The sequence below is a fragment of the Burkholderia aenigmatica genome, assembly GCF_902499175.1.
Lineage (GTDB): Bacteria > Pseudomonadota > Gammaproteobacteria > Burkholderiales > Burkholderiaceae > Burkholderia > Burkholderia aenigmatica.
The window spans coordinates 22,735-43,102 of record NZ_CABVQC010000077.1; the positions used below are offsets into that span (position 1 = coordinate 22,735).

General features: G+C 65.1%; 21 protein-coding genes. 11 read left to right on the plus strand and 10 right to left on the minus strand.

Annotation, left to right across the window (positions count from 1 at the left end):
• Positions 1-313 precede the first annotated feature (313 nt).
• Positions 314-934 carry a LysE/ArgO family amino acid transporter gene (locus BDO18943_RS36135; protein WP_122948403.1) on the minus strand — a complete coding sequence of 207 codons (621 nt, stop codon included), beginning with the start codon at positions 932-934 and terminating at the stop codon, positions 314-316.
• A 110-nt stretch (positions 935-1,044) separates the two neighbouring features.
• On the opposite strand from BDO18943_RS36135, the gene BDO18943_RS36140 reads away from it, so the two are divergent.
• Positions 1,045-1,938: a LysR family transcriptional regulator ArgP gene (locus tag BDO18943_RS36140; RefSeq protein WP_175025957.1), complete on the plus strand. Its 894-nt coding sequence runs from the start codon at positions 1,045-1,047 to the stop codon at positions 1,936-1,938.
• Positions 1,939-1,986: 48 nt separating this feature from the next.
• On the opposite strand, the gene fnr is transcribed toward BDO18943_RS36140, so the two are convergent.
• From fnr to BDO18943_RS36155, 3 genes are all read right to left on the minus strand, one after another.
• Positions 1,987-2,733 carry a fumarate/nitrate reduction transcriptional regulator Fnr gene (gene fnr / locus BDO18943_RS36145; RefSeq protein ID WP_043186160.1) on the minus strand — a complete coding sequence of 249 codons (747 nt, stop codon included), beginning with the start codon at positions 2,731-2,733 and terminating at the stop codon, positions 1,987-1,989.
• Between the two features lie 103 nt (positions 2,734-2,836).
• On the minus strand, positions 2,837-3,304 hold the full coding sequence (locus BDO18943_RS36150; protein WP_043186158.1) for a universal stress protein: 468 nt from the start codon (positions 3,302-3,304) through the stop codon (positions 2,837-2,839).
• A gap of 565 nt (positions 3,305-3,869) precedes the next feature.
• Entirely contained in the window at positions 3,870-4,280 is a 411-nt protein-coding gene (locus BDO18943_RS36155) for a DUF3005 domain-containing protein (protein WP_175025958.1), read from the minus strand.
• A gap of 278 nt (positions 4,281-4,558) precedes the next feature.
• On the opposite strand from BDO18943_RS36155, the gene BDO18943_RS36160 reads away from it, so the two are divergent.
• Both BDO18943_RS36160 and epsC read left to right on the plus strand, forming a co-directional pair.
• Complete coding sequence (locus BDO18943_RS36160) at positions 4,559-4,792, plus strand: hypothetical protein (protein ID WP_043186155.1); 234 nt, start codon at positions 4,559-4,561, stop codon at positions 4,790-4,792.
• Positions 4,793-4,929: 137 nt separating this feature from the next.
• The gene (gene epsC, locus BDO18943_RS36165; protein ID WP_043186152.1) at positions 4,930-5,850 is read left to right on the plus strand and encodes a serine O-acetyltransferase EpsC; all 921 of its coding nucleotides are present in this window, start codon (positions 4,930-4,932) and stop codon (positions 5,848-5,850) included.
• A gap of 36 nt (positions 5,851-5,886) precedes the next feature.
• Here the strand turns inward: epsC and BDO18943_RS36170 are convergent, their stop codons facing one another.
• The 3 genes from BDO18943_RS36170 to BDO18943_RS36180 form a co-directional block, all read right to left on the minus strand.
• Positions 5,887-6,690, minus strand: coding sequence for an SDR family oxidoreductase (locus tag BDO18943_RS36170; protein ID WP_043186151.1), 804 nt, complete (start codon positions 6,688-6,690; stop codon positions 5,887-5,889).
• The gene (gene folE, locus BDO18943_RS36175) at positions 6,690-7,322 is read right to left on the minus strand and encodes a GTP cyclohydrolase I FolE (protein ID WP_021157584.1); all 633 of its coding nucleotides are present in this window, start codon (positions 7,320-7,322) and stop codon (positions 6,690-6,692) included. The genes BDO18943_RS36170 and folE overlap by 1 nt, the downstream gene beginning before the upstream one ends.
• A gap of 89 nt (positions 7,323-7,411) precedes the next feature.
• Entirely contained in the window at positions 7,412-8,338 is a 927-nt protein-coding gene (locus BDO18943_RS36180) for a LysR family transcriptional regulator (protein ID WP_175025959.1), read from the minus strand.
• 116 nt (positions 8,339-8,454) lie between these two features.
• Between BDO18943_RS36180 and pobA the strand changes: the two genes are divergently transcribed.
• The 7 genes from pobA (at position 8,455) to BDO18943_RS36215 (ending at position 15,597) form a co-directional block, all read left to right on the plus strand.
• Positions 8,455-9,687, plus strand: a complete 1,233-nt coding sequence (pobA, locus tag BDO18943_RS36185) for a 4-hydroxybenzoate 3-monooxygenase (RefSeq protein WP_175025960.1) — start codon at positions 8,455-8,457, stop codon at positions 9,685-9,687.
• Between the two features lie 142 nt (positions 9,688-9,829).
• Complete coding sequence (locus tag BDO18943_RS36190) at positions 9,830-10,546, plus strand: 3-oxoacid CoA-transferase subunit A (RefSeq protein WP_043186141.1); 717 nt, start codon at positions 9,830-9,832, stop codon at positions 10,544-10,546.
• Between the two features lie 19 nt (positions 10,547-10,565).
• On the plus strand, positions 10,566-11,222 hold the full coding sequence (locus BDO18943_RS36195; RefSeq protein ID WP_034189746.1) for a CoA transferase subunit B: 657 nt from the start codon (positions 10,566-10,568) through the stop codon (positions 11,220-11,222).
• An 88-nt stretch (positions 11,223-11,310) separates the two neighbouring features.
• The gene (locus BDO18943_RS36200) at positions 11,311-12,684 is read left to right on the plus strand and encodes a 3-carboxy-cis,cis-muconate cycloisomerase (protein ID WP_175025961.1); all 1,374 of its coding nucleotides are present in this window, start codon (positions 11,311-11,313) and stop codon (positions 12,682-12,684) included.
• Positions 12,684-13,469, plus strand: coding sequence for a 3-oxoadipate enol-lactonase (gene pcaD / locus BDO18943_RS36205; RefSeq protein WP_043186128.1), 786 nt, complete (start codon positions 12,684-12,686; stop codon positions 13,467-13,469). The genes BDO18943_RS36200 and pcaD overlap by 1 nt, the downstream gene beginning before the upstream one ends.
• A gap of 10 nt (positions 13,470-13,479) precedes the next feature.
• Positions 13,480-13,866: a 4-carboxymuconolactone decarboxylase gene (pcaC, locus tag BDO18943_RS36210; RefSeq protein WP_034206288.1), complete on the plus strand. Its 387-nt coding sequence runs from the start codon at positions 13,480-13,482 to the stop codon at positions 13,864-13,866.
• A 372-nt stretch (positions 13,867-14,238) separates the two neighbouring features.
• Positions 14,239-15,597 carry an MFS transporter gene (locus tag BDO18943_RS36215; RefSeq protein ID WP_175025962.1) on the plus strand — a complete coding sequence of 453 codons (1,359 nt, stop codon included), beginning with the start codon at positions 14,239-14,241 and terminating at the stop codon, positions 15,595-15,597.
• Between the two features lie 60 nt (positions 15,598-15,657).
• On the opposite strand, the gene BDO18943_RS36220 is transcribed toward BDO18943_RS36215, so the two are convergent.
• From BDO18943_RS36220 to BDO18943_RS36230, 3 genes are all read right to left on the minus strand, one after another.
• Complete coding sequence (locus tag BDO18943_RS36220) at positions 15,658-15,906, minus strand: hypothetical protein (protein WP_043186116.1); 249 nt, start codon at positions 15,904-15,906, stop codon at positions 15,658-15,660.
• 110 nt (positions 15,907-16,016) lie between these two features.
• Complete coding sequence (locus tag BDO18943_RS36225; RefSeq protein ID WP_043186113.1) at positions 16,017-16,631, minus strand: LysE family translocator; 615 nt, start codon at positions 16,629-16,631, stop codon at positions 16,017-16,019.
• 697 nt (positions 16,632-17,328) lie between these two features.
• Positions 17,329-17,943: a TetR/AcrR family transcriptional regulator gene (locus BDO18943_RS36230; RefSeq protein WP_175025963.1), complete on the minus strand. Its 615-nt coding sequence runs from the start codon at positions 17,941-17,943 to the stop codon at positions 17,329-17,331.
• Between the two features lie 493 nt (positions 17,944-18,436).
• Between BDO18943_RS36230 and BDO18943_RS36235 the strand changes: the two genes are divergently transcribed.
• Positions 18,437-19,843 carry a glycoside hydrolase family 1 protein gene (locus BDO18943_RS36235; RefSeq protein ID WP_175025964.1) on the plus strand — a complete coding sequence of 469 codons (1,407 nt, stop codon included), beginning with the start codon at positions 18,437-18,439 and terminating at the stop codon, positions 19,841-19,843.
• Positions 19,844-20,368 lie beyond the last annotated feature (525 nt).

The window sequence follows — 20,368 nt, forward strand, 5'->3', positions numbered from 1 at the left end:
GATGTCCGGCTGAGTCAACACAAGCGGCCGTGCCGGTCAAAACGCGACGATGGTTTTCGTCTATATGGCGTGCAATTCGGTACGCACTGCAGACAGGTGTCGCCGGCCTATTTCGACGAAGGCGACGTCAGCCCGAGCGAAACGTCCTGCTCGTCACCCATCCTGTTGTCGCGGAACTCGACAGTCGCATGGCCGGGCCGTTGCGCGTCTGCAGCGATACGTGGACGGGTGCATTGCCGATCGTGCCGGTGTCGAAGCGGGGTGCTCCGGCGTGGCGCCGGAGCGGGCGGGACGACGGGCGACGGTGTGCCGGTCAGCGCAACTGTACGGCCGCGAGAAACAGCACCATGCTGCCGATCGCGCCGTCCAGCACGCGCCACGCAACAGCCTTGCGGAACCACGGTGCCAGCAGTCGCGCACCGTAGCCGAGCCCGAGGAACCACACGACGCTGACCGACATCGCGCCGATCGCGAACGCGAGCCGCGTGCCTTCCGGCTCGCGTGCGCCGGCCGTGCCGATCAGCAGGAACGTATCGAGATACACGTGCGGGTTGAGCCACGTGAACGCGAGGGTCATCAGCACGATCGCCAGGCCGCTTTGCGGCGGCGGCGCGACCGCGTCGCCGCGCACGTCGAGCGTTTCGTGGCCCGGCTTGAACGCGCGGCGCAGCGCGTTGATGCCGAACCATGCGAGATACGCGAGGCCGACGTACAGCACGACGTGGACGAAGGTCGGATAGCGTTCGACGAGCACCGATGCGCCGCCGACGCCCGCGCCGATCAGGATCATGTCGGACAGTGCGCACAGCAGCACGATCTTGCCGATATGCGAGCGCATGATGCCCTGCCGCAGCACGAAGGCGTTCTGCGCGCCGATGGTGACGATGAGCGATCCGCAGAGTGCGGCGCCGTGGGAAAAAGCGAGCCAGTTCATGGAGAGTGACAGCCGTAGAAGCAGTGGACGGATGAATCGGGTAGCGCTAGTCTGCGGTCAGCATGAAAATAAGAGAAGCTAATTCACCTAATGCAGATTAAGGAAATCTAATGCTCGACTACGCGTTGCTCGATGCCCTCGCGGCCGTGATCCGGCACGGCTCGTTCGAGCGGGCAGCCAAGGAGCTGAATGTCACGGCGTCGGCGGTGTCGCAGCGCGTGAAGCTGCTGGAGGAACGGGTCGGCAGCGTGCTCGTCAAGCGCGGGCAGCCGTGCGTCGCGACCACGTCAGGGGCGCTGCTGTGCCGGCATACCGAGCGCGTGCAACTGCTCGAGGCCGAGCTGGGGGGCCGGATGCCGGCGCTGCCGGGTCAGATCGCGAGCGCGTGGCCGACGTTGCGTGTGGCCGTCAACGACGACAGCGTCGCGACGTGGTTCATCGACGCGGTCGGGCCGTTCTGCACGGCGCGCGAGACGTTGCTCGACCTCGTGATCGACGACCAGGATTACACGGCGTCGCGCATTCGCGACGGCAGCGTGCAGGGCGCCGTGACGGCGCAGGCCGAGCCGATCCAGGGGTGCCGGTCGGAGCGGCTCGGGCGCATCCGCTATCGCGCGGTGTGCTCGCCGGCGTTTTACGAGCGCTACTTCGGCGCGGGCATCACGCGCGATGCGCTGCGCCGCGCGCCGTGCGTGATGTTCAATCCGAAGGACGGGCTGCAGGCGCGTTTCATCCGGCGCGTGACGCGTGCGGATCTCGATCCGCCGCAGCACTGGATACCGCACGTCGCGGGCTACCTGCGTGCGTGCGAAACGGGATTGGGATGGGGAATGTGTCCGGACCGGATGGTCGACCGCCAGCTGGCGGCGGGCGAACTGGTCGACATGTCGCGCGGGCGAACCGTCGACATCGAGCTGTACTGGCAGAGCTGGCGCCTGTCGATCGGCTGGCTCGACGATTTCAGCGCGGCGCTGAAGGCGCGCGCCGCGCTGTTTCTCGACTGATCGGTGATGCGAGGCGGGTGGCGCGCGAGAGGGGCGCGCCGCGTGGCATCAGAGGTGCTGCAGGCCGTCGAAATCGACGATCTGGACGTGGCGGCCCTGCATTTCGATCAGGCCGCGCTTCTGGAATTTCGACAGTGTGCGGCTGACCGTTTCGAGCGTCATGCCGAGGTAGCTGCCGATGTCTTCGCGCGTCATCCGCAGGTTGAACTCCGACGGCGAGTAACCGCGCTTCAGATAGCGCGACGATACGTCGAGCAGGAACGCGGCGACGCGTTCTTCGGCATTGAGCGAACCGAGCAGCATCGTTTGCGACGTTTCGCGCACGATCTGTTCGCTCATCAGCTTGTGCATGCGCAGCTGCATCGAACCGGCTTCCGAGCACAGCGTCTTGAGCGCGCTGTACGGGATCACGCAGACGGAGCTGTCTTCCAGCGCGACCGCGGTGCGCGGATGCGTGTCGTCGCAGATGCCGTCGAGGCCGAGCGCTTCGCCGGCGAGATGCAGGCCGGTGACCTGCTCGCGGCCGTCGTGGCGCGTCGCGACGGTTTTCAGCGAACCCGAACGCACCGCGTACAGGTTGTCGAATGCGTCGCCTTCGCGGAACAGCGCTTCGCCGCGCTTGACGGGGCGCGCCGCGCAGATGACCGACTCGAGGCGACTGAGCGCTTCGGGCGCCAGGCCCTGCGGCATGCACAGGTGCCGCATGGCGCACGTCGAGCAGTGCGCAGCCTGGCGAGGAGCCCAACTGCCCGCATGAGGCGTGGCGGCGGGACGTGTAGCGACGGGCGTCAGCATGATCGTTTACTCCGGCGTTGAATCGACGGAATCATTGTCCCACCGCAACTTGCCGGTGTCGGGTGACAAAACGTCGCGACCGGCCGCGCATGCCGACCGCCGTTCATGCAGCTGGTTCGTCGACGTTGGCGGCCGCCGGAATCAGCAGCACGGGCAGCGTGGCGTGGCGTACGCATTGCTCGGCGATGCTGCCGAGCACGAGGCGGCGGAACCCGCGGCGGCCGTGCGTGCCGAGCACGATGAGATCGGCATCGAACGCTTTCGCGCCGTCGAGGATCAGCGACGATACGTCGTTGAGCGACGTCGCTTCGCTCAGCTTCGTCTCGCCTTTCACGCCCGCTGCCTGCATCAGCGTCGTGAAATCCTTCGCGAGTGCGTTGCCCTGCGCGACGAGCTGATCGCGCAGCACGGACGGATCGTAGCCGGGCACGTTGTAGTAGATCGCAGCGTTCTCGACGACGTAGAACGGTTGCAGCTCGGCGCCGTGTGATTTCGCGAGCGCCAGCGCGGCATCGAACGCATGGCGGGACGTGTCGCTGCCGTCGACGGCAACCAGAATACGCTTGTACATAGTGTCTCCGAGTGGCGGGTTGAAACGAAGTCGGCCGGATGGCCGATCGGGCGGGGCAATGCACACTGCTGCGAGGCAGAGTAAACCAATGGCCGGGACTTTGCAGTGAGATGCCGGCCGTGCCGCTGCCGTTTCTGCGGCGCACGGCCATGCGCGTGGCGCATGCTGCGCCGCGCGCCGTGTGACGTGCAGCGTGGTCGCCGCCGCCGTTCGCAGCGTCGCCCGGATGGCATGTGCAAGCATCGGTGTTGCGTGCGGCACGTGCACCCGCATCGCCGCGCACGCTGGTCGCATCGACACGGCGCGACAGTCACGCGGACGCATTGCCGCCATCGCCATTCAATCGCAACCGTGCCGTTTCGACATGACCTCGATCAACGCATGTGCGTTGGTGCGATTCACGGCATGCATGAAATCGCCGGTGCCGCTACGCGGAATCGTCCGCTGTTGCAGCGCGCGGTTACCCGTGCGCGGTCGGCGCACAGTGGCGCGCGCCGATCCTCGGCCATCGGCTGTCGGCCGATGCCGGTTCGCAAACGAACGATCGATTCAAACGCCGCGCCCGCTACCTCGGTACGGACGTCAGCTCGAATACGCGCTCCGGCCGCCGCTGGTGGCCGGGCCAGTACGCGCTGCCGTACATCCGGTGGACGGGGCCGAACAGCGCATCGCTCATGGGCTGCGGCGCGTCGAAGCCTTTCTCGACCACCATGTAGCCCGCGCGCAGCGCGAACGCCGGATGATTGCCGCCGGGGCGGCTGTCGAAACCGGCGAAGCCGTCGCCGGCTTCCGGCATCGCATTGACGAGCGACGCGTTGCTGCGCGTGATCTCGTCGGGCGAGATCGGTCCGCCGCCGGCGAGGCGCGCCGCCTCGCGGTTCTTGCCGTCGGTGTCGACCGTACTGTCGTGCGTGTCGTCGTTGTCGAGCTCGATGCTGCGCGGACGCGGACGATCGGTTTGACCGGATGTTTCCATCGCGGCTCTCCTCGCGGCGAAGCGTGCCGGATCGAAGCAAATCCCGTTCCGGGCGTGACGGGAAAAGGCGCGCGGGCGATCGCCGCGGTCGCGCGACGCGCACTGATTTGTCATGATTTATTTCAGCTAGAACACCCGTTTTCTACAGAGTATGATTCTTTTCCTGCGAAGCGGCGACAGGGGATTCGGTCGCGCCGCCTCTGCCCGCGCCGGGGGGCCGCAGCACCCTTTAAGACGGGTAGTGAACAACAAAGCAAGGGACTAGAGGTGGCGGATTCATGCAAGCGACTACTGCCTTCACGCACCGCGGTTATCTGTTGAACTGCGCGCCCGCGCGCGCCAGTGACGGTTCGTTCAAACCCTACGTCGTGATCTCCCGATCGAGCGACGGGGAGCTCGTTGCGAACCGGTTTTTTCCGATCGAGCTCCAGTTTCACGACGAAGGCGCCGCGATCGCGCACGCGCGCGACTGGGCCGTCCGGTGGATCGACGCGAGCAGCATCACGATCTGACGCCGCCGCGATTCGGCGCCATCGGCCGTCCGGCCGATCCCCGGCGTGCCGCTGCGGGACAAAAAACGCGGTAATCTTGCGGAACCCGTCACTTTATTAGCGGCCGTGCGACCGAGCGCGGCTGCCTGCATTGGCATATGTCGACATCACCCGCCCGTCAGTGGGGCCTTGAAGAAATCGTTGCCGGCTTGCGCGAGTCGCGCGAGGAACTCCATCGCACGCGCCATCCGCGCGGCATCCGCGAACTGCCGTCGCGCGATGCGATCTGCAAGATTGTGACCGGCCTGCGCGCGTCGATGTTTCCGACGCACTACGGCGCACCGGATCTGACCGACGAAAGCGTCGACTTCTACGTCGGCCACACGCTCGAAAGCACGCTGCGCATTTTGTCCGAACAGATCCGCCGTGCGCTGCCGTTCCTGCCCGAGCATGTCGATACACCGTTCGCCGAGCTCGACGAACGCGCGTTCGAAATCGCGCGCGAATTCGGCCGGCAGTTGCCGGCGGTCCGCGCGCTGCTCGTCAGCGATATCCAGGCCGCGTATGCGGGCGATCCGGCCGCGCAGCACATCACCGAGATCCTGCTGTGCTACCCCGGCGTGCTGGCGATGATGCACCACCGGCTCGCGCACGCGCTGCACCAGCTTGGGGTGCCGCTGCTTGCGCGGTTCATCAATGAAATCGCCCACTCGGCTACCGGCATCGACATCCACCCGGGCGCGCAGATCGGCCCGAGCTTCTTCATCGACCACGGCACGGGCGTCGTGATCGGCGAGACCGCGATCATCGGCGAGCGCGTGCGCGTGTATCAGGCCGTCACGCTCGGCGCGAAGAGCTTCCCGGCCGATGGCGAAGGTGCGCTGGTCAAGGGCAATGCGCGGCACCCGATCGTCGAGGACGACGTGGTGATCTATGCGGGCGCGACGATTCTCGGCCGCGTGACGATCGGGCGCGGCTCGGTGATCGGCGGCAACGTGTGGCTCACGCACAGCGTGCCGGCCGGCACGAGCGTCGCGCAAGGCAAGGTGCGGGAAGGCGGGAGCGCCGAGAAACCGTAACGCGGCGCGCGGCCGTCGGCCGCCGCGCGCGTGCGGTCAGTGCTTGCCGTCGGGCGCGCGGTGCTTGTACAGCACGTCCTGGTCGACGCGGATCAGGTTCTGCCCTGCATCGACGACGAAATCCACGCCGTTGTACGCGTTGCCCGTCAGCATCAGGATCGCGCTCGCGACGTCGTCGGGGCCTGCGATGCGCGCGAGCGGCGTCGATGCGCGGCTCGCGTGTTCGAAGTCGGCCTGCGTCTGGTCGTCGCTCGGCAGCATCAGCCCGGGGAATACCGCGTTCACGCGCAGCACGGGCGCGGACGACAGCGCGAGCATCTGCGTGAGGTTGCCGAGCGCGGCTTTCGCGACCGTATAGCTGAAATGGTCGCGGTGAAAGTTTTCCTTGATCTTCTGGTCGACCACATTCACGACGACACCCTGCGTGCCGGCCGCGCGGGCCCGTTCGTAGAACGCGCGCGTGAGCAGGATCGGCGCGCGGCAGTTGACGGCCCACGCCTGGTCGAATGCCGCGAGGTCGAAGCTCGGGAAATGGTCCTGCCAGAATACCGACGCATTGTTGACGAGCACGTCGAGGCGCCCGAAGCGCGCATACACCTGGTCGATCAGCGCGGTGATCTGCGCGGCATCCGACAGATCGGCCTGCAACGCAACCGAATCGTGCCCGCGTTCGGCGATCGCGCGGGCCGCCGCCTGCGCGGCATCGGCCGAACGGTCGTAATGCACCGCGGTGCGATAGCCGTGCGCGGCGAAATACTCGGCGAACGCGCGCCCGGCCCGGCGCGCAGCGCCGGTCACGAGCACGACGGGCGCGTGCGCCGCTTGCTTCGTCTGCTCCATTACGTATTCGTCAGGTTCACTGACGAAGGATTCGCGACGATCGACAGGAATTCGCGCCGCGTCGACGGATCGGTGCGGAACGTGCCGAGCATGCGCGACGTGACCATCTCGACCCCCGGCTTGTGCACGCCGCGCGTCGAGATGCACTGGTGCGCGGCTTCGAGGATCACGCCGACGCCCTTCGGCTGCAGCACGTCGAACAGCGTGTCGGCGATCTGCACGGTCATCTTTTCCTGGATCTGCAGGCGCTTCGCGAACGCGTCGACGAGGCGCGCAAGCTTCGAGATGCCGACCACGCGATGATTCGGCAGATACGCGACGTGCGCGCGGCCGATGATCGGCACCATGTGGTGCTCGCAGTAGCTCTCGAAGCGGATGTCCTTCAGCACGATCATTTCATCGTAGCCGTCGACTTCGCTGAACGTGCGCGCGAGGATGTCGCGCGGCTCCAGCGCATAGCCGGCGAAGAATTGCTCGTACGCGCGCACGACGCGTGCGGGCGTGTCGATCAGGCCTTCGCGCGCGGGGTCGTCGCCGGCCCAGCGCAACAGCACGCGAACCGCGTCTTCTGCTTCTTCACGGCTCGGGCGGGATGCGGCCGGCTCGGGCCGCGCGGACTTCTTTTTAGCCATCTATCTGCTCCATCGAATGCCGCCGCCGGGGCGGCGCGGAATCCGGGCATTGTTTCATGCTTTTGCGGGTCGCGTGTGGGGCCCGGCATTCACCTCGGCCATTCGTCCTGCTCGTCGTTGAACAGCGACGCGACCACGCCGCGCAGCCACGCAGTGCGCGGATCGTTGTGGTACTTGCGATGCCAGTGCTGCTTCAGGTCGAAGCGCGGCAGCGCGAGCGGCGGTTCGACGGGCACGATGAACGCGTGTTCGGCCGCGTACGCATAACCGATCGCGTGCGGCACCGTCGCGATCAGGTCGGTGCGGCTCAGGATAAACGGCAGGCTCATGAAGTGCGGCGTCTCGAGCACCGCGCGGCGCTGCATGCGCTGCTTCGCGAGGTACTTCTCGAGCACTTCCTGGCTGCGGCCTTCGGCGCGCACCACCGCGTGCCCGCACGTGAGGAACTGCTCGACCGTGAACGGCGGCGCCTGCTCGAACGGATGGCCGCGCCGCATCAGGCATACGAACCGGTGCGTGAACAGCCGCTGCTGAAAGAAGTTGTTGCCGTCGAGATCGGGAAAGTAGCCGACCGCGAGATCGATCGTCCCGGCTTCGAGGCCGCGACCGACCTCGTCGTGCGCGAGCGAGACCGAGCGCAGGTTCGCATGCGGCGCGCGCGTCGCGAACGCCTGCAGCAGCTTCGGCAGGAACACGATCTCGCCGACGTCCGACAGCGCGATCGAGAACGTATGCGTGCTCACGGCCGGGTCGAAGTCGTGCGGCGCGACGAGGCCGCGCTCGATCTGCGCGAGCGCGTCGCGGGCGGCCGGCAGCAGCGCGAGCGCACGCGGCGTCGGCTCCATCCCGCGCGACGTTCGCACGAACAGCGGATCGCCGAAATACTCGCGCAGGCGGCCGAGCGCCGTGCTCACGCGCGGCTGGCTGACGCCGAGCAGATCGCCTGCGCGGCTCACGTTGCGCGTGTCGTCGAGCGCGACGAGATAGGGAATGAGGTTCAGATCGAGCGCATCCATCGCCAGGCCAGTATCGTCAAAACGTATACAACATATCTCCTGAATCGCGTTGCCGCATAGTCGGGAAAGCGCTCAAATGTGTTCCACGATTCGAATTAATGTTCAGGAGACGAACAATGCGCACCCAAGTCGCGATCATCGGCGCCGGTCCGTCCGGCCTTCTGCTGTCCCATCTGCTGCGCCTGCAAGGCGTCGATTCCATCCTCGTCGAAGCGCGTTCGCGCGAATACTGCGAGAACCGCATCCGTGCCGGCGTGCTGGAGCAGGGCACGGTCGACACGCTGAACGAAGCCGGCCTCGGCGACCGGATGCGTCGCGAAGGGCTCGAACATCACGGCATCGAGCTGCTGTTCTCGGGCCAGCGCCATCGCATCGACCTGTCCGCGCTCACCGGCGGGCGCGCGATCACCGTCTACAGCCAGCATGAAGTCGTGCGCGACCTGATCGCGGCCGGTGTCGAGCATGGTCACGCGATGCACTTCGAAGTGAGCGACGTCGCGTTGCACGACGTTGAAGGCGAGCACCCGTTCGTCACGTTCAAGCATGCCGACGGCCGCGAGGACCGCATCGACTGCGACTACATCGCCGGCTGCGACGGCTTCCACGGCATCGCGCGCCAGACGATTCCGGCCGAGCGGCTGAACACGTTCGAGCGCGTCTATCCGTTCGCGTGGCTCGGCATCCTCGCCGACGCGGCGCCGTCGCTCGACGAGCTCGTCTACGCGCATCACGACAACGGTTTCGCGCTGTTCTCGATGCGCTCGCCGACGGTCACGCGCCTGTACCTGCAATGCAAGCCCGACGAAGACCTCACCGAATGGTCCGACACGCGGATCTGGGACGAATTGCACACGCGCTTCTCGAACGACACGGGCTGGACGCCGACCGAGGGCCGGATCACGCAGAAAAGCGTGACGCCGATGCGCAGCTTCGTATCCGAGACGATGCAGCACGGTTGCCTGTTCCTCGCCGGCGACGCCGCGCACATCGTGCCGCCGACCGGCGCGAAGGGGATGAACCTCGCGGTGGCCGACGTCCGCGCGCTGTCCCGCGCGCTCGGTGCGCGCTACCGCAACGGCGACGCGACGCTGCTCGACACGTATTCGGCGACCTGCCTCGAGCGCGTGTGGCGCGCCGAGCACTTCTCGTATTTCATGACGAACATGCTGCACGCGTCGCCGGAAGACTCGCCGTTCGTCAATCGCCTGAAGTTTGCCGAGCTGAAATATGTGACGCGCTCGCGGGCCGCTGCGCAGGCGCTCGCCGAAAACTACGTCGGGCTGCCGTTCGACGATGCGGCGGCCCCCGAGGGAACCCGCCTTGACAACGCGCTGTGCGCGACTCTATGATCGGCCATCGTTCGCTAATCGAATCTAGGTTCGAATAGCGAACAAATACCGGGATCGAGATCGGCCCCGGCGCGGCACGCGGCACGCGCGTGTCCCCTCGACAGGCCGCGCATCGAGCCGCGGGTTCGTATCAGGAAGAGACATGGTCAACAAGATTTTCGAATCGCTTCAGTCGGCGGTGGCCGACATCCACGACGGCGCGACAATCATGATCGGCGGCTTCGGCACGGCCGGCATGCCGTCCGAGCTGATCGACGCGCTGATCGAACAGGGCGCGCGCGACCTGACGATCGTCAACAACAACGCGGGCAACGGCGAGACGGGCCTCGCGGCGCTGCTCAAGGCGAAGCAGGTGCGCAAGATCATCTGCTCGTTCCCGCGCCAGAGCGACTCGCAGGTGTTCGACGGGCTGTACCGTGCCGGCGAGATCGAGCTGGAGCTCGTGCCGCAGGGCAACCTCGCGGAGCGTATCCGCGCCGCGGGCGCCGGCATCGGCGGTTTCTTCACGCCGACCGGTTACGGCACCAAGCTCGCGGAAGGCAAGGAAACGCGCGTGATCGACGGCAAGCCGTATGTGTTCGAGACGCCGATCCATGCCGATTTCGCGCTCGTGAAGGCGTACAAGGGCGATCGCTGGGGCAATCTCGTGTATCGCAAGACCGCGCGCAACTTCGGGCCGATCATGGCGAGCGCCGCGAAGGTCGCGATCGTGCAGGTGTCGGAAGTCGTGCCGCTCGGCGCGCTGAACCCGGAACACATCGTGACGCCGGGCATTTTCGTCCAGCGCATCGTCGAGGTGCCGCAGGCCGCGCATGCGGCCGAGCTGGCCGCCGAACACGCCACGTCCCAAGCCGCCTGAGCGCCCGAGGAGCATTCAAATGAAACGACTGACCCGCGATGAAATGGCCAAGCGCGTCGCCCAGGACATCCCTGAAGGCGCATATGTGAACCTTGGCATCGGCGTGCCGACGCTGGTGGCGAACCACCTCGACCCGAGCAAGGAGATCTTCCTGCACAGCGAGAACGGGCTGCTCGGCATGGGCCCCGCGCCCGCGCCCGGCGAGGAAGACGATGAACTGATCAACGCCGGCAAGCAACATGTGACGCTGCTCACCGGCGGCGCGTATTTCCATCACGCGGATTCGTTCGCGATGATGCGTGGTGGCCATCTCGACTACTGCGTGCTCGGCGCGTTCCAGGTGTCCGCGACCGGCGACCTCGCGAACTGGCATACGGGCGCGCCCGATGCGATTCCGGCGGTCGGCGGCGCGATGGATCTCGCGATCGGCGCGAAACAGGTGTTCGTGATGATGGAGCACCTGACGAAGCAGGGCGAGAGCAAGATCGTCGCGCAGTGCTCGTATCCGGTTACCGGCGTGCAGTGCGTGAGCCGTATCTATACGGATCTCGCGGTGCTCGACGTGACGGCCGACGGCCTCGCGGTGAGCGAGATCTTCACCGACCTGTCGTTCGACGAATTGCAGAAGCTGACCGGCGTGCCGCTGATCGACGCGACGCAAAAGGCCGCTGCCTGAACCGCGAGCGTGCCGGCGCGTGCGCTTGCGCGCATGCCGGCACGCTTGGGTGGACAATAGGCGCACGCCGTTTCCCCAATCTGATGCCATGCTCGAAGACAGCGCCCGCCTGACCTCCCTCATCTGCGGCACCGAGCCGCTCAACCGGATCTGGTCGCCCCGCGCGACGATCCAGCGGATGCTCGACGTCGAGGCCGCACTCGCGCGAGCGCTTGCTGCGCAGCAGGTGATTCCTGCCGCCGCGGTCGCACCGATCGAGCGCGCGTGCGATGCCAGCCGGCTCGACGCCGACGCACTCGCGCACGGCGCGGCGCTCGGCGGCAATCTCGCGATTCCACTCGTCAAGCAGCTCACCGCGCAGGTGAAGGCCGACGATCCCGAGGCCGCGAAGTTCGTGCACTGGGGTGCGACGAGCCAGGACATCATCGATACCGCCACCGTGCTGCAGTTGCGCGACACGCTCGACGTGCTCGAGCCGATGCTCGACGAAGCGTGCGTGTCGCTCGCTACACTTGCGCGCACGCATCGCGCGACACCGATGATCGGCCGCACGTGGCTGCAACAGGCGCTGCCGATCACGCTTGGCCTGAAATTCGCGCAATGGCTCGATGCGCTGCTGCGCCATCGCGCGCGCTTCGCCGCATTGCGCGAGCGAGCGCTCATGCTGCAGTTCGGCGGCGCGGCCGGCACGCTCGCGAGCCTGCGCGAGCAGGCGGCCGGCGTCACGGCCGCGTTGGCGGCGGACCTGAAGCTCGCGGCTCCGGCCGTGCCGTGGCACACGCAGCGCGACCGCATTGCGGAAGCCGCGTCCTGCTTCGGGATGCTGACGGGTACGCTCGGCAAGATCGCGCGCGACGTATCGCTGCAGATGCAAACCGAAGTCGGCGAACTTGGCGAGCCGGCCGCCGCCGGCAAGGGCGGCTCGTCGACGATGCCGCACAAGCGCAACCCGGTCGGTTGCGCAGCCGTGCTGACGGCTGCCGTGCGTGCGCCGAACCTCGTCGCGACGGTGTTCGCGGGCATGGCGCAGGAACACGAGCGCGCGCTCGGCGGCTGGCAGGCCGAATGGGACGCGTTGCCCGATCTCGCGCGCCTGACCGGCGGCGCGCTTGCGCAGATCGCGCAGATCGTCGCGGGCCTCGACGTGAACACCGAACGCCTGGCCGCGAACCTCGGCCTGACGCGCGGACTGATTCTCGGCGAAGCGGTGATGCTCGCGCTCGGCGACAAGATCGGCCGGCTCGACGCGCACCACGTCGTCGAGCATGCCTCGAAGGAAGCCGTGCGCACGGGCGCGACGCTGTTCGACGTGCTCGCCGCCGATGCGACCGTGTCGGCGCACCTGTCGCGCGACACGCTCGCGCGGCTGCTCGATCCCGCTCATTACGTCGGCGAGGCGCAGGCCTACGTCGACGCCGTGCTCGCGCTGCACGCGGGCGCGCAATCACCAGGAGAACATTGATGCCTTTCGCCACTGTCAACGGCGTGAAACTGCATTACCGGATCGACCGTGCCGCGCGCGACGACGCGCCGTGGCTCGTCTTCTCGAACTCGCTCGGCGCCGACCTGCAGATGTGGGCACCGCAGATCCGTCCGCTCACGCAGCACTTCAACATCCTGCGCTACGACACGCGCGGCCACGGCCATTCCGACGCGCCGGCCGGTTCGTACACCGTCGAGCAGCTCGCCGGCGACGTGATCGGCCTGCTCGACCACGTCGGCATTGAACGCGCGCATTTCTGCGGGATCTCGATGGGCGGACTGACGGGCGCCGCCCTCGCCGCACGCTTCCCGTCGCGTATCGTTCGCGCGGTGTTGTCGAACACCGCCGCGAAGATCGGCTCGCCGGAAGTGTGGGCGCCGCGTGCGCAGAAGGCGCGTGCCGAAGGGATGGCCGCGCTCGCCGACGCCGTGCTGCCGCGCTGGTTCACCGACGCGTTCGTCGAGCGCGAGCCGCGCCTGTTCGATGCGATCCGCGACACCTTCGTGCATACCGACAAGGACGGCTATGCGGCGAACTGCGATGCGCTGAACGCAGCCGACCTGCGCGAAGAGGTGAAAGGCATCGCGCTGCCGGTGCTCGTGGTGACCGGCGCGAAGGACATGTCGACGCCGCCCGACCAGGGCCGCGCACTGGCCGCCGCGATTCCGGGCGCGCAGCACGTCGAATTCGACGCCGCGCATATTTCGAACATCGAGTGCACCGATGGCTTCAACCGCGCGCTGCTCGATTTCCTGACCGCGTGAGGCACCGGCGATGGATGACCAGGAACGTTACGAAGCAGGGATGAAGGTGCGTCGCGCGGTGCTCGGCGACGCGCACGTCGACCGTTCGCTCGAGAACCGCACCGAGGTAACCGACGAATTCCAGAACCTGATCACGCGCTATGCATGGGGCGAGATCTGGACGCGCGACGGCCTGCCGCGCCATACGCGCAGCCTGCTGACCATCGCGATGATGGTGGCGCTGAATCGCGGCGAGGAACTGGCGCTGCACCTGCGCGCTGCGCGCAACAACGGCGTGACGCGCGACGAGATCAAGGAAGTGCTGCTGCAGACTGCGATCTATTGCGGCGTGCCGGCCGCGAATTCCGCGTTTCATCTCGCGGACAAGATCTTCAAGGAGCAGGATGCGGCCGGTTAAGTGCCGGACGTAGTTCGATGTTGAGTCGAGGCCCGCTGATGGTTGGCGGGCCTCGACGATGAATGAACGCGCCGGCAGAGCATCGGCGCGCGGCGTACCGGATGGCTGGTGCGCGAACAAAGGCAAGACGCGGTTACGAGGTCGCGTCGCTTATAAACAATTAGCTATGCATGCGACCAGGGTAGGCGCTAAGGCGTCAACCTGGATCGACCGCGAAGCATGGGATCCAGGTAAGTGCTGAAGCGCTAACCTGGATCGACCGCATGGCATGGGATCCAGGTAAGCGCTAAAGCGCTAACCTGGATCGACCGCATGGCATGGGATCCAGGTAAGCGCTAAAGCGCTAACCTGGATCGACACAGGAGACTAGCGATGAATCGCACACCCGTGGTCGATGTCCAGACCTTCATCAACGAGCAGCCGTTCGGCGGTTTTCAATGGCTCGTATTCCTCATGTGTTTCGTGATCGTGCTGCTCGACGGCTTCGACACGGCCGCGATCGGCTTCATCGCGCCGTCGCTGCTCGGCGAATGGAACCTCACCAAACCGGATCTCGCACCGGTGCTGAGCGCCGCGCTGTTCGGCCTCGCGTGCGGCGCGCTCGTGTCGGGCCCGCTGTCCGACAAGCTCGGGCGCCGCTCGCTGCTGCTTTGCTCGGTATTCCTGTTCGGCGTCGCATGCCTGATGTCCGCCTTCTCGACCACGATCGGGCACCTGACGATTCTGCGCTTCATCACCGGCGTCGGGCTGGGCGCGGCGATGCCGAACGCGGTTACGATGATGGGCGAGTTTTGCCCGGACAAGCGCCGCGCGACCGTGATCAACCTGATGTTTTGCGGCTTCCCGCTCGGTGCCGCGTTCGGCGGCTTCCTGGCCGCGTGGATGATTCCGCATTTCGGCTGGCGCAGCGTGCTGATCCTCGGCGGCGTGACGCCGCTGCTGCTCGGCGTGCTGCTGTTGCTCAAGATGCCGGAATCGGTGCGCTTCATGGTCGCCAACGGCCACGCCGTCGACAGGATCCGCGCGACGCTCGCGCGAATCTCGCGCGATGCACTGAACGCCGGCTCGTTCGCGATGACCGAAGCTGCGCCGCAGACCGGCAGCAAGGGCCTGGGCGTCGTGCTGTCGCGCTCGTACATCGTCGGCTCGGTAATGCTGTGGCTCGCGTACTTCATGGGGCTCGTGATCTTCTACGCGTCGATCAACTGGATGCCGATCCTGCTGAAGGATGCCGGCCTGACGCCGAAGAGCGCGACGCTGATCTCCGCGCTGTTCCCGCTCGGCGGCGTGGGCGCGGTGCTGTGCGGCGTGCTGATGGACCGCTTCAACGCGAACCGCGTGATTGCCGTGTGCTACGCGCTGACCGCGGTGAGCGTCTATGCGATCGGGCAGGCGGCCGGTAACGTCGGGCTGCTCGTGCTGGTCGTGTTTGTGGCCGGCGTGCTGATGAACACCGCGCAATCGTCGATGCCGGCGCTTGCCGCCGCGTTCTATCCGACCGAAGGGCGTGGCACGGGTGTTGCATGGATGCTTGGCGTCGGCCGCTTCGGCGGGATTGCGGGATCGTTCCTCGTCGCCGAACTGACGCGCCGGCACTTCTCGTTCGCAGGCGTGTTCGCGACGATCGCCGTCGCGGGCCTGCTCGCGTGTGTCGCGCTGCTGATCAAGCAGATGGCGCGGCCGCATGGCGTGACGCAGCCGGCAGGCAAGATCGAATCGCTCGGGCATTGAGCGCAGCGCGGGCCGGTGCGATGCGCCGGCCCGTCGATACGGCGGCCGTCGGGCCGCCGGCTATTCTTCCGCGTCGTGTTTCTTCACGAAGTTGCGCAGATACGCGCGCAGCGCGGCCTCCCGGCTGCGATGATCGGCGAGGTTCGCGGCGCCCATCTCTTCCTCTTCGCCGAACATCGTCGGCGGCGCGCCGTAGGTGCCGATCTCGATGTCTTCGCGCAGCACGCGAATCTCGTGCGTGAGCGGGTGATATTCGGCGATCCAGTGCATCCCCTCGATGTGTTCGCCCGCCCTCAGCAATGGCTTCATCAGCACTCTCCCGGCAGCAGCGGCGCAACCGCCGAAACGGTTGCGCGCGCCCGTACCAAAAGGGTACGCCTGCATCGGACGAATCTCAACGGGCGCGCGGTGAGCGCTCACTACGCCAGCAGATGCGCGACAAGCGGATACAACGACAGGACGAGCAGCGCGGCCATCGTCATGTTGAAGATGCGCAACGCGCGGCGGTTCGACAGGAACCGGCGCAGGCCGAGGCCGAACGCAGCCCACAGGCTGATGCACGGGAAGCCGATCAGGATGAACACGACGGCCATCCACGCGGCGTTCATCCCGTAGTCGGCGGACAGGCGGATCGTCGTTGCGGCGGTCAGCACCATCATCCATGCCTTCGGATTGATCCACTGAAACGCGGCGGCTTCGATGAACGTCATCGGCCGCGGCTTGCCGCCGTGCGCCTTTACTTCGCCCGACGTGCCGATGCGCCACGCGAGGTACAGCAGGTACGCGACGCTCGCGGCTTCGAGGATCGTGTAGAGCAGCGGGACGCGCTTGAATACCTCGCCGAGCCCGAAGCCGACGCAGAGCATCAGGATCGCGACGCCGATGCTGATGCCGCACAAGTGCGGCATGGTGCGGCGGAAACCGAAATTGACGCCGGACGCGAGCAGCATCGTGTTGTTCGGGCCGGGCGTGATCGTCGTGACGAGCGCGAACAGCATGCCGGCTGGCAGCGCGCTCAGGGTGAGGAATTCCATCGCGGATTCTCCATTCGATTCTGGACTGGGATGGAGGTCAGTTTAGCGACGGTTTTCTGTACAGTACCGGTACAGTTGGTTTGACGATTGCCGGTACGGGGTAAAGGGCGGGATGGTTGCTGCGGGACGTTGGTGTTGTGGGCTCTCAGAAAAGATGTCCGCAGTCTCGATAAGTTGTCTTTGAATAAAAGGCGACATATCGGCGGCTGACCTCGTGACACCGAACGAGATTGCGGCGAAATGCAGAGCCGATGTGCCGGCTCAAGCTATCGCGATCTAGGCGCCTTCCGGCAATCATCATTTACGGCTTTATGGCAAGCGAGTCCCCAGCACCGTCTTGACTGGCTGGGCAGCTCGCTTACGTCACGGGCGACGTCAGGATCTATGACAGATTGCTCGATGCACGGTATTTGCACGACTCGTGGCACAAGCTGACCGGTGCCGCCGGACGCCGAAACGCACTTCCACGGCATTGTTTGTCGCCAGGTTTCGTCGATGCACCCAGGCGGGGTCGCGACATTCCCCAAGACGAGTTTTCTGAGAATTTCCGTGCCCAAGGACATCTTTTCCGAGAGCCCGCATGTTGCAAGTTGACCTGCGGTCTCTGCCGCCGTTGCAAGCGCGACGTGCGCTTCGCCAGCGACCAGCGGGACGGTGACCTGCTCCGGGTGTCCTGCCTACGCGACGCGCAACCCGATTACGGCTGGTGCGCGCGGGTTATTTGCGACTCCATACGTGCCAGCAATTCAGGTAATTCCTTGGGTGGCTTCACTTTGTTCAACAGCAATTCCACAGCCTTGTCCATTTGATCACGATCGTTGTGAACCCCAAAAGACTGCACCACCAAGCCATGAAGTAACAACTGCAAAGCCAAAAGTTCAGGATCGGAGTGATCGCGAGGCTCCATTCCATATACGCGTTCTGGCACTGCGGCGTATAGCGGTTCGATGCGTTTGCTCAAGCGGTCGTCGCCGCGCGCCGCCATCCAGATTTCGAACAATGCCAAAGACGGGTGGCGCCGGCCGAGCCGCAGCACCATGTGGAGCGACAAGTGAAGCCGCGTAGCGGGCGACATGGGGCCGAGCGTTTCCTTCGTCGCCGCATCGTTGTCAAGCAGATGCGCCACAACGGCAGGCAGCAGGTCGTAACGCCCGGCCGGAAAGTGATAGCGCAGCGCGCCCCGGCTGATTCCCGCCATTTCACACACCCGAGCTTCTCCAAAGGCCGCGTAGCCTTGCTCGTTCAGCAGCGTAATGGCTGCCTTGATCAGGAGCTCCCTCGTGGACGTACTTCTCTCGGCTTGTGTGCGCATGGGCGTGATTGTACGTGAACTGCGCAAGCCCGATCCCGGCGCCACGGCGAGCACGTCGCATGTCACAAATAAAACATACATGTTTGTTTAAATCTTGTCCGCGCAGGCTTGCGAGCTGCTGCACCGGCGCGACCCGCACGACGACAACGCCCCACCTGATGAACAAAACTCTTCGGGCAGGCTGGCTGTTTGCCACCTGTGTCGCCCTCGGCGCGGCTTTAGGCGTGGTCGCATGCGATCGAAGCAACGACAACAGCGCCTGGTTCGGTTCGAACATTTTGTTGAAGGTGTTTTCAAAGTTTCTCCGCTGTCGCGTTCTTGCTTTGGAGATAACGAGGTCGGTGTAGCCCGGTAGGCAGCCATCTTTGCAGGCTTGACCTTCACATGACGATCAACGCATCAACGCCGAATTAAACGTTCATACAAAGAAATTCGTAACCGGCCCATTGGTTATTAGTCATCCGAATAAATTTTCAGAAAACTGGAACAGGAAATGAATGCCACATCAGGTCAAGGTCGACGACGATTTCTGATGCAAGGAACCGCCGTGCTGGGCAGCGGGTTGCTCTCCGCGTGCGGCGGCGACTCGATCGATTCCTCTGCGCGGTTTGCCGATGGATTCGTCTGGGGGGTTGCGACAGCAGCGCCGCAGATTGAAAGTCGTGACGGCCGCGGGCCAAGCATTTGGGACGCGTTTGCTGATACCCCCGGTAAGGTCTCTGACGGTTCCACAAACGCACGCAACATCGAATTCGACACGCGCTATCCGGGCGATCTGGCGCTGCTCGGTGGCGCTGGTCTGCAAGCGTTCCGGTTTTCCACCGCGTGGCCGCGTATCCAGCCGGACGCCTCGGGCAAGATCAATGAAGCAGGATTGGCGCTATACGACCGCATGGTAGATGCCATGCTTGCGAACAACTTGACGCCCTATCTGACCCTGTTCCATTGGGATATCCCGACATGGGCCGGGGATTTCCGCGACCGCGACATTGCCTATCGTCTGGCCGACTACGCGGATATCGTTTCGCGCCGCCTCGGCGATCGTGTCAAAAACTGGATGATGCTCAACGAGCCGAACGGCGTTGCGCTGGCCGGATACAGTGCAGGCATGATGCCGCCATATGCTGCGTCGCCCGCAGCGATGTTTGCCGCCGTCCACCACCAGAATCTGGCTCAGGCCCTGATGTTTGACGCAGTGCGAGCAAACGTAAAGGGGCCTGCGCAAATTGGCACCACGATCAGCGGTCGACCTGTGCATGGGGCAACAAGCGATCCGAAGGACCAGGCTGCTGCTGCGCAGTTCGACATGATCTGGCATCGAGTGTTTCTCGATCCGCTGTATGGCAAAGGCTACCCCGCGCCATTGCAACAGGCATTCGCATCGCTCGTCAAACCGGGCGACATGGAGAAGATCGCGGCCAAGCCGGATTTCCTCGGTGTGCAGTACTACAACTGCTTCTTCGTGAAGGATGACGGAAAAGGCGGTTTCACGATGACCGCATCGCCCGCGGGTGAGCCGCAGACGCAAGCGTACCCGGTCGAGCCCTATGGCATGTCGGAAATGTTGCTGCGCGTGCACCGCGATTACAACGCACCCGACATCTACATCACCGAAACCGGCTTTGCGATCAAAGATCCGGCGCCGGTTGGGGGCTTCGTTGAGGATGCGCCTCGTATCGAATATCTCAAGAGCTACCTGAACGCCGCTCACGATGCCTATAAGCAGGGTGTCAAGTTGCGTGGGGTGTTCTGCTGGTCGGCATTCGACAACTGGGAGTGGGGCAGCGGCTTCTCGAAAAAGTTTGGCCTGATTGACGTCAATCCGGTCACGCAAGTGCGTACGCCGAAACGCAGCCTTGCCTACTACTCGCGATGTATCGCCAGCAATGCGGTCGCTTGACGTTGGCTATCTAAAGTAAATCGAGTTGCTCGGCAACTGCTGTCTGAGACATGCATTTCCAGACCACAATCGGTCGGGAAACGTTGCGGACTGCTGATTGCCGTTCAATGCGATCTAGTCGTCAACTGGACGACGGCGGCCTCCTTTTTTGCCCTGGCCTGAACTCGGAAATCAGGGGGTGCGGGGTGTGGCTGCCGTCGGAGCATGACGGATCCGGGCAGCCGCCGTTCCCCCGTGTATCCGCTGGGCGGCTTGGCCACGCGGCTCGGCATGTAGCGACACGATCTGATCAAACAAGCGTATTCGAGCGGCTGAGCCTTTCAGAATTCCACATTCCATCGTTATACCCAAACTCGGAACTGCCATGTCTTTTCATTACTGGATGCGTGCCACGCTGGTGGTCGCGCTCGGATCGCTCGTCGCGCTGATCGTCACCGCGTGCGGATCGTCGTCGTCGATGCAGGCGAGCGGCCAGCAGCAGATTCGCCACGTGTTCGTGATCACGCTCGAAAACGAGAACTACGC

Excerpts from the sequence above, each read along its gene's own strand:
- pobA (WP_175025960.1), top strand. The coding sequence starts at position 8,455 with ATGCGCACCCAAGTCGCGATCATCGGCGCCGGTCCGTCCGGCCTTCTG.
- epsC (WP_043186152.1), top strand. The coding sequence starts at position 4,930 with ATGTCGACATCACCCGCCCGTCAGTGGGGCCTTGAAGAAATCGTTGCC.
- BDO18943_RS36180 (WP_175025959.1), bottom strand. The coding sequence starts at position 8,338 with ATGGATGCGCTCGATCTGAACCTCATTCCCTATCTCGTCGCGCTCGAC.
- BDO18943_RS36140 (WP_175025957.1), top strand. The coding sequence starts at position 1,045 with ATGCTCGACTACGCGTTGCTCGATGCCCTCGCGGCCGTGATCCGGCAC.
- BDO18943_RS36155 (WP_175025958.1), bottom strand. The coding sequence starts at position 4,280 with ATGGAAACATCCGGTCAAACCGATCGTCCGCGTCCGCGCAGCATCGAG.
- BDO18943_RS36150 (WP_043186158.1), bottom strand. The coding sequence starts at position 3,304 with ATGTACAAGCGTATTCTGGTTGCCGTCGACGGCAGCGACACGTCCCGC.
- BDO18943_RS36235 (WP_175025964.1), top strand. The coding sequence starts at position 18,437 with ATGAATGCCACATCAGGTCAAGGTCGACGACGATTTCTGATGCAAGGA.
- BDO18943_RS36190 (WP_043186141.1), top strand. The coding sequence starts at position 9,830 with ATGGTCAACAAGATTTTCGAATCGCTTCAGTCGGCGGTGGCCGACATC.
- BDO18943_RS36215 (WP_175025962.1), top strand. The coding sequence starts at position 14,239 with ATGAATCGCACACCCGTGGTCGATGTCCAGACCTTCATCAACGAGCAG.
- pcaC (WP_034206288.1), top strand. The coding sequence starts at position 13,480 with ATGGATGACCAGGAACGTTACGAAGCAGGGATGAAGGTGCGTCGCGCG.
- BDO18943_RS36195 (WP_034189746.1), top strand. The coding sequence starts at position 10,566 with ATGAAACGACTGACCCGCGATGAAATGGCCAAGCGCGTCGCCCAGGAC.
- BDO18943_RS36170 (WP_043186151.1), bottom strand. The coding sequence starts at position 6,690 with ATGGAGCAGACGAAGCAAGCGGCGCACGCGCCCGTCGTGCTCGTGACC.
- folE (WP_021157584.1), bottom strand. The coding sequence starts at position 7,322 with ATGGCTAAAAAGAAGTCCGCGCGGCCCGAGCCGGCCGCATCCCGCCCG.
- BDO18943_RS36160 (WP_043186155.1), top strand. The coding sequence starts at position 4,559 with ATGCAAGCGACTACTGCCTTCACGCACCGCGGTTATCTGTTGAACTGC.
- BDO18943_RS36200 (WP_175025961.1), top strand. The coding sequence starts at position 11,311 with ATGCTCGAAGACAGCGCCCGCCTGACCTCCCTCATCTGCGGCACCGAG.
- BDO18943_RS36230 (WP_175025963.1), bottom strand. The coding sequence starts at position 17,943 with ATGCGCACACAAGCCGAGAGAAGTACGTCCACGAGGGAGCTCCTGATC.
- pcaD (WP_043186128.1), top strand. The coding sequence starts at position 12,684 with ATGCCTTTCGCCACTGTCAACGGCGTGAAACTGCATTACCGGATCGAC.
- BDO18943_RS36225 (WP_043186113.1), bottom strand. The coding sequence starts at position 16,631 with ATGGAATTCCTCACCCTGAGCGCGCTGCCAGCCGGCATGCTGTTCGCG.
- BDO18943_RS36135 (WP_122948403.1), bottom strand. The coding sequence starts at position 934 with ATGAACTGGCTCGCTTTTTCCCACGGCGCCGCACTCTGCGGATCGCTC.
- BDO18943_RS36220 (WP_043186116.1), bottom strand. The coding sequence starts at position 15,906 with ATGAAGCCATTGCTGAGGGCGGGCGAACACATCGAGGGGATGCACTGG.
- fnr (WP_043186160.1), bottom strand. The coding sequence starts at position 2,733 with ATGCTGACGCCCGTCGCTACACGTCCCGCCGCCACGCCTCATGCGGGC.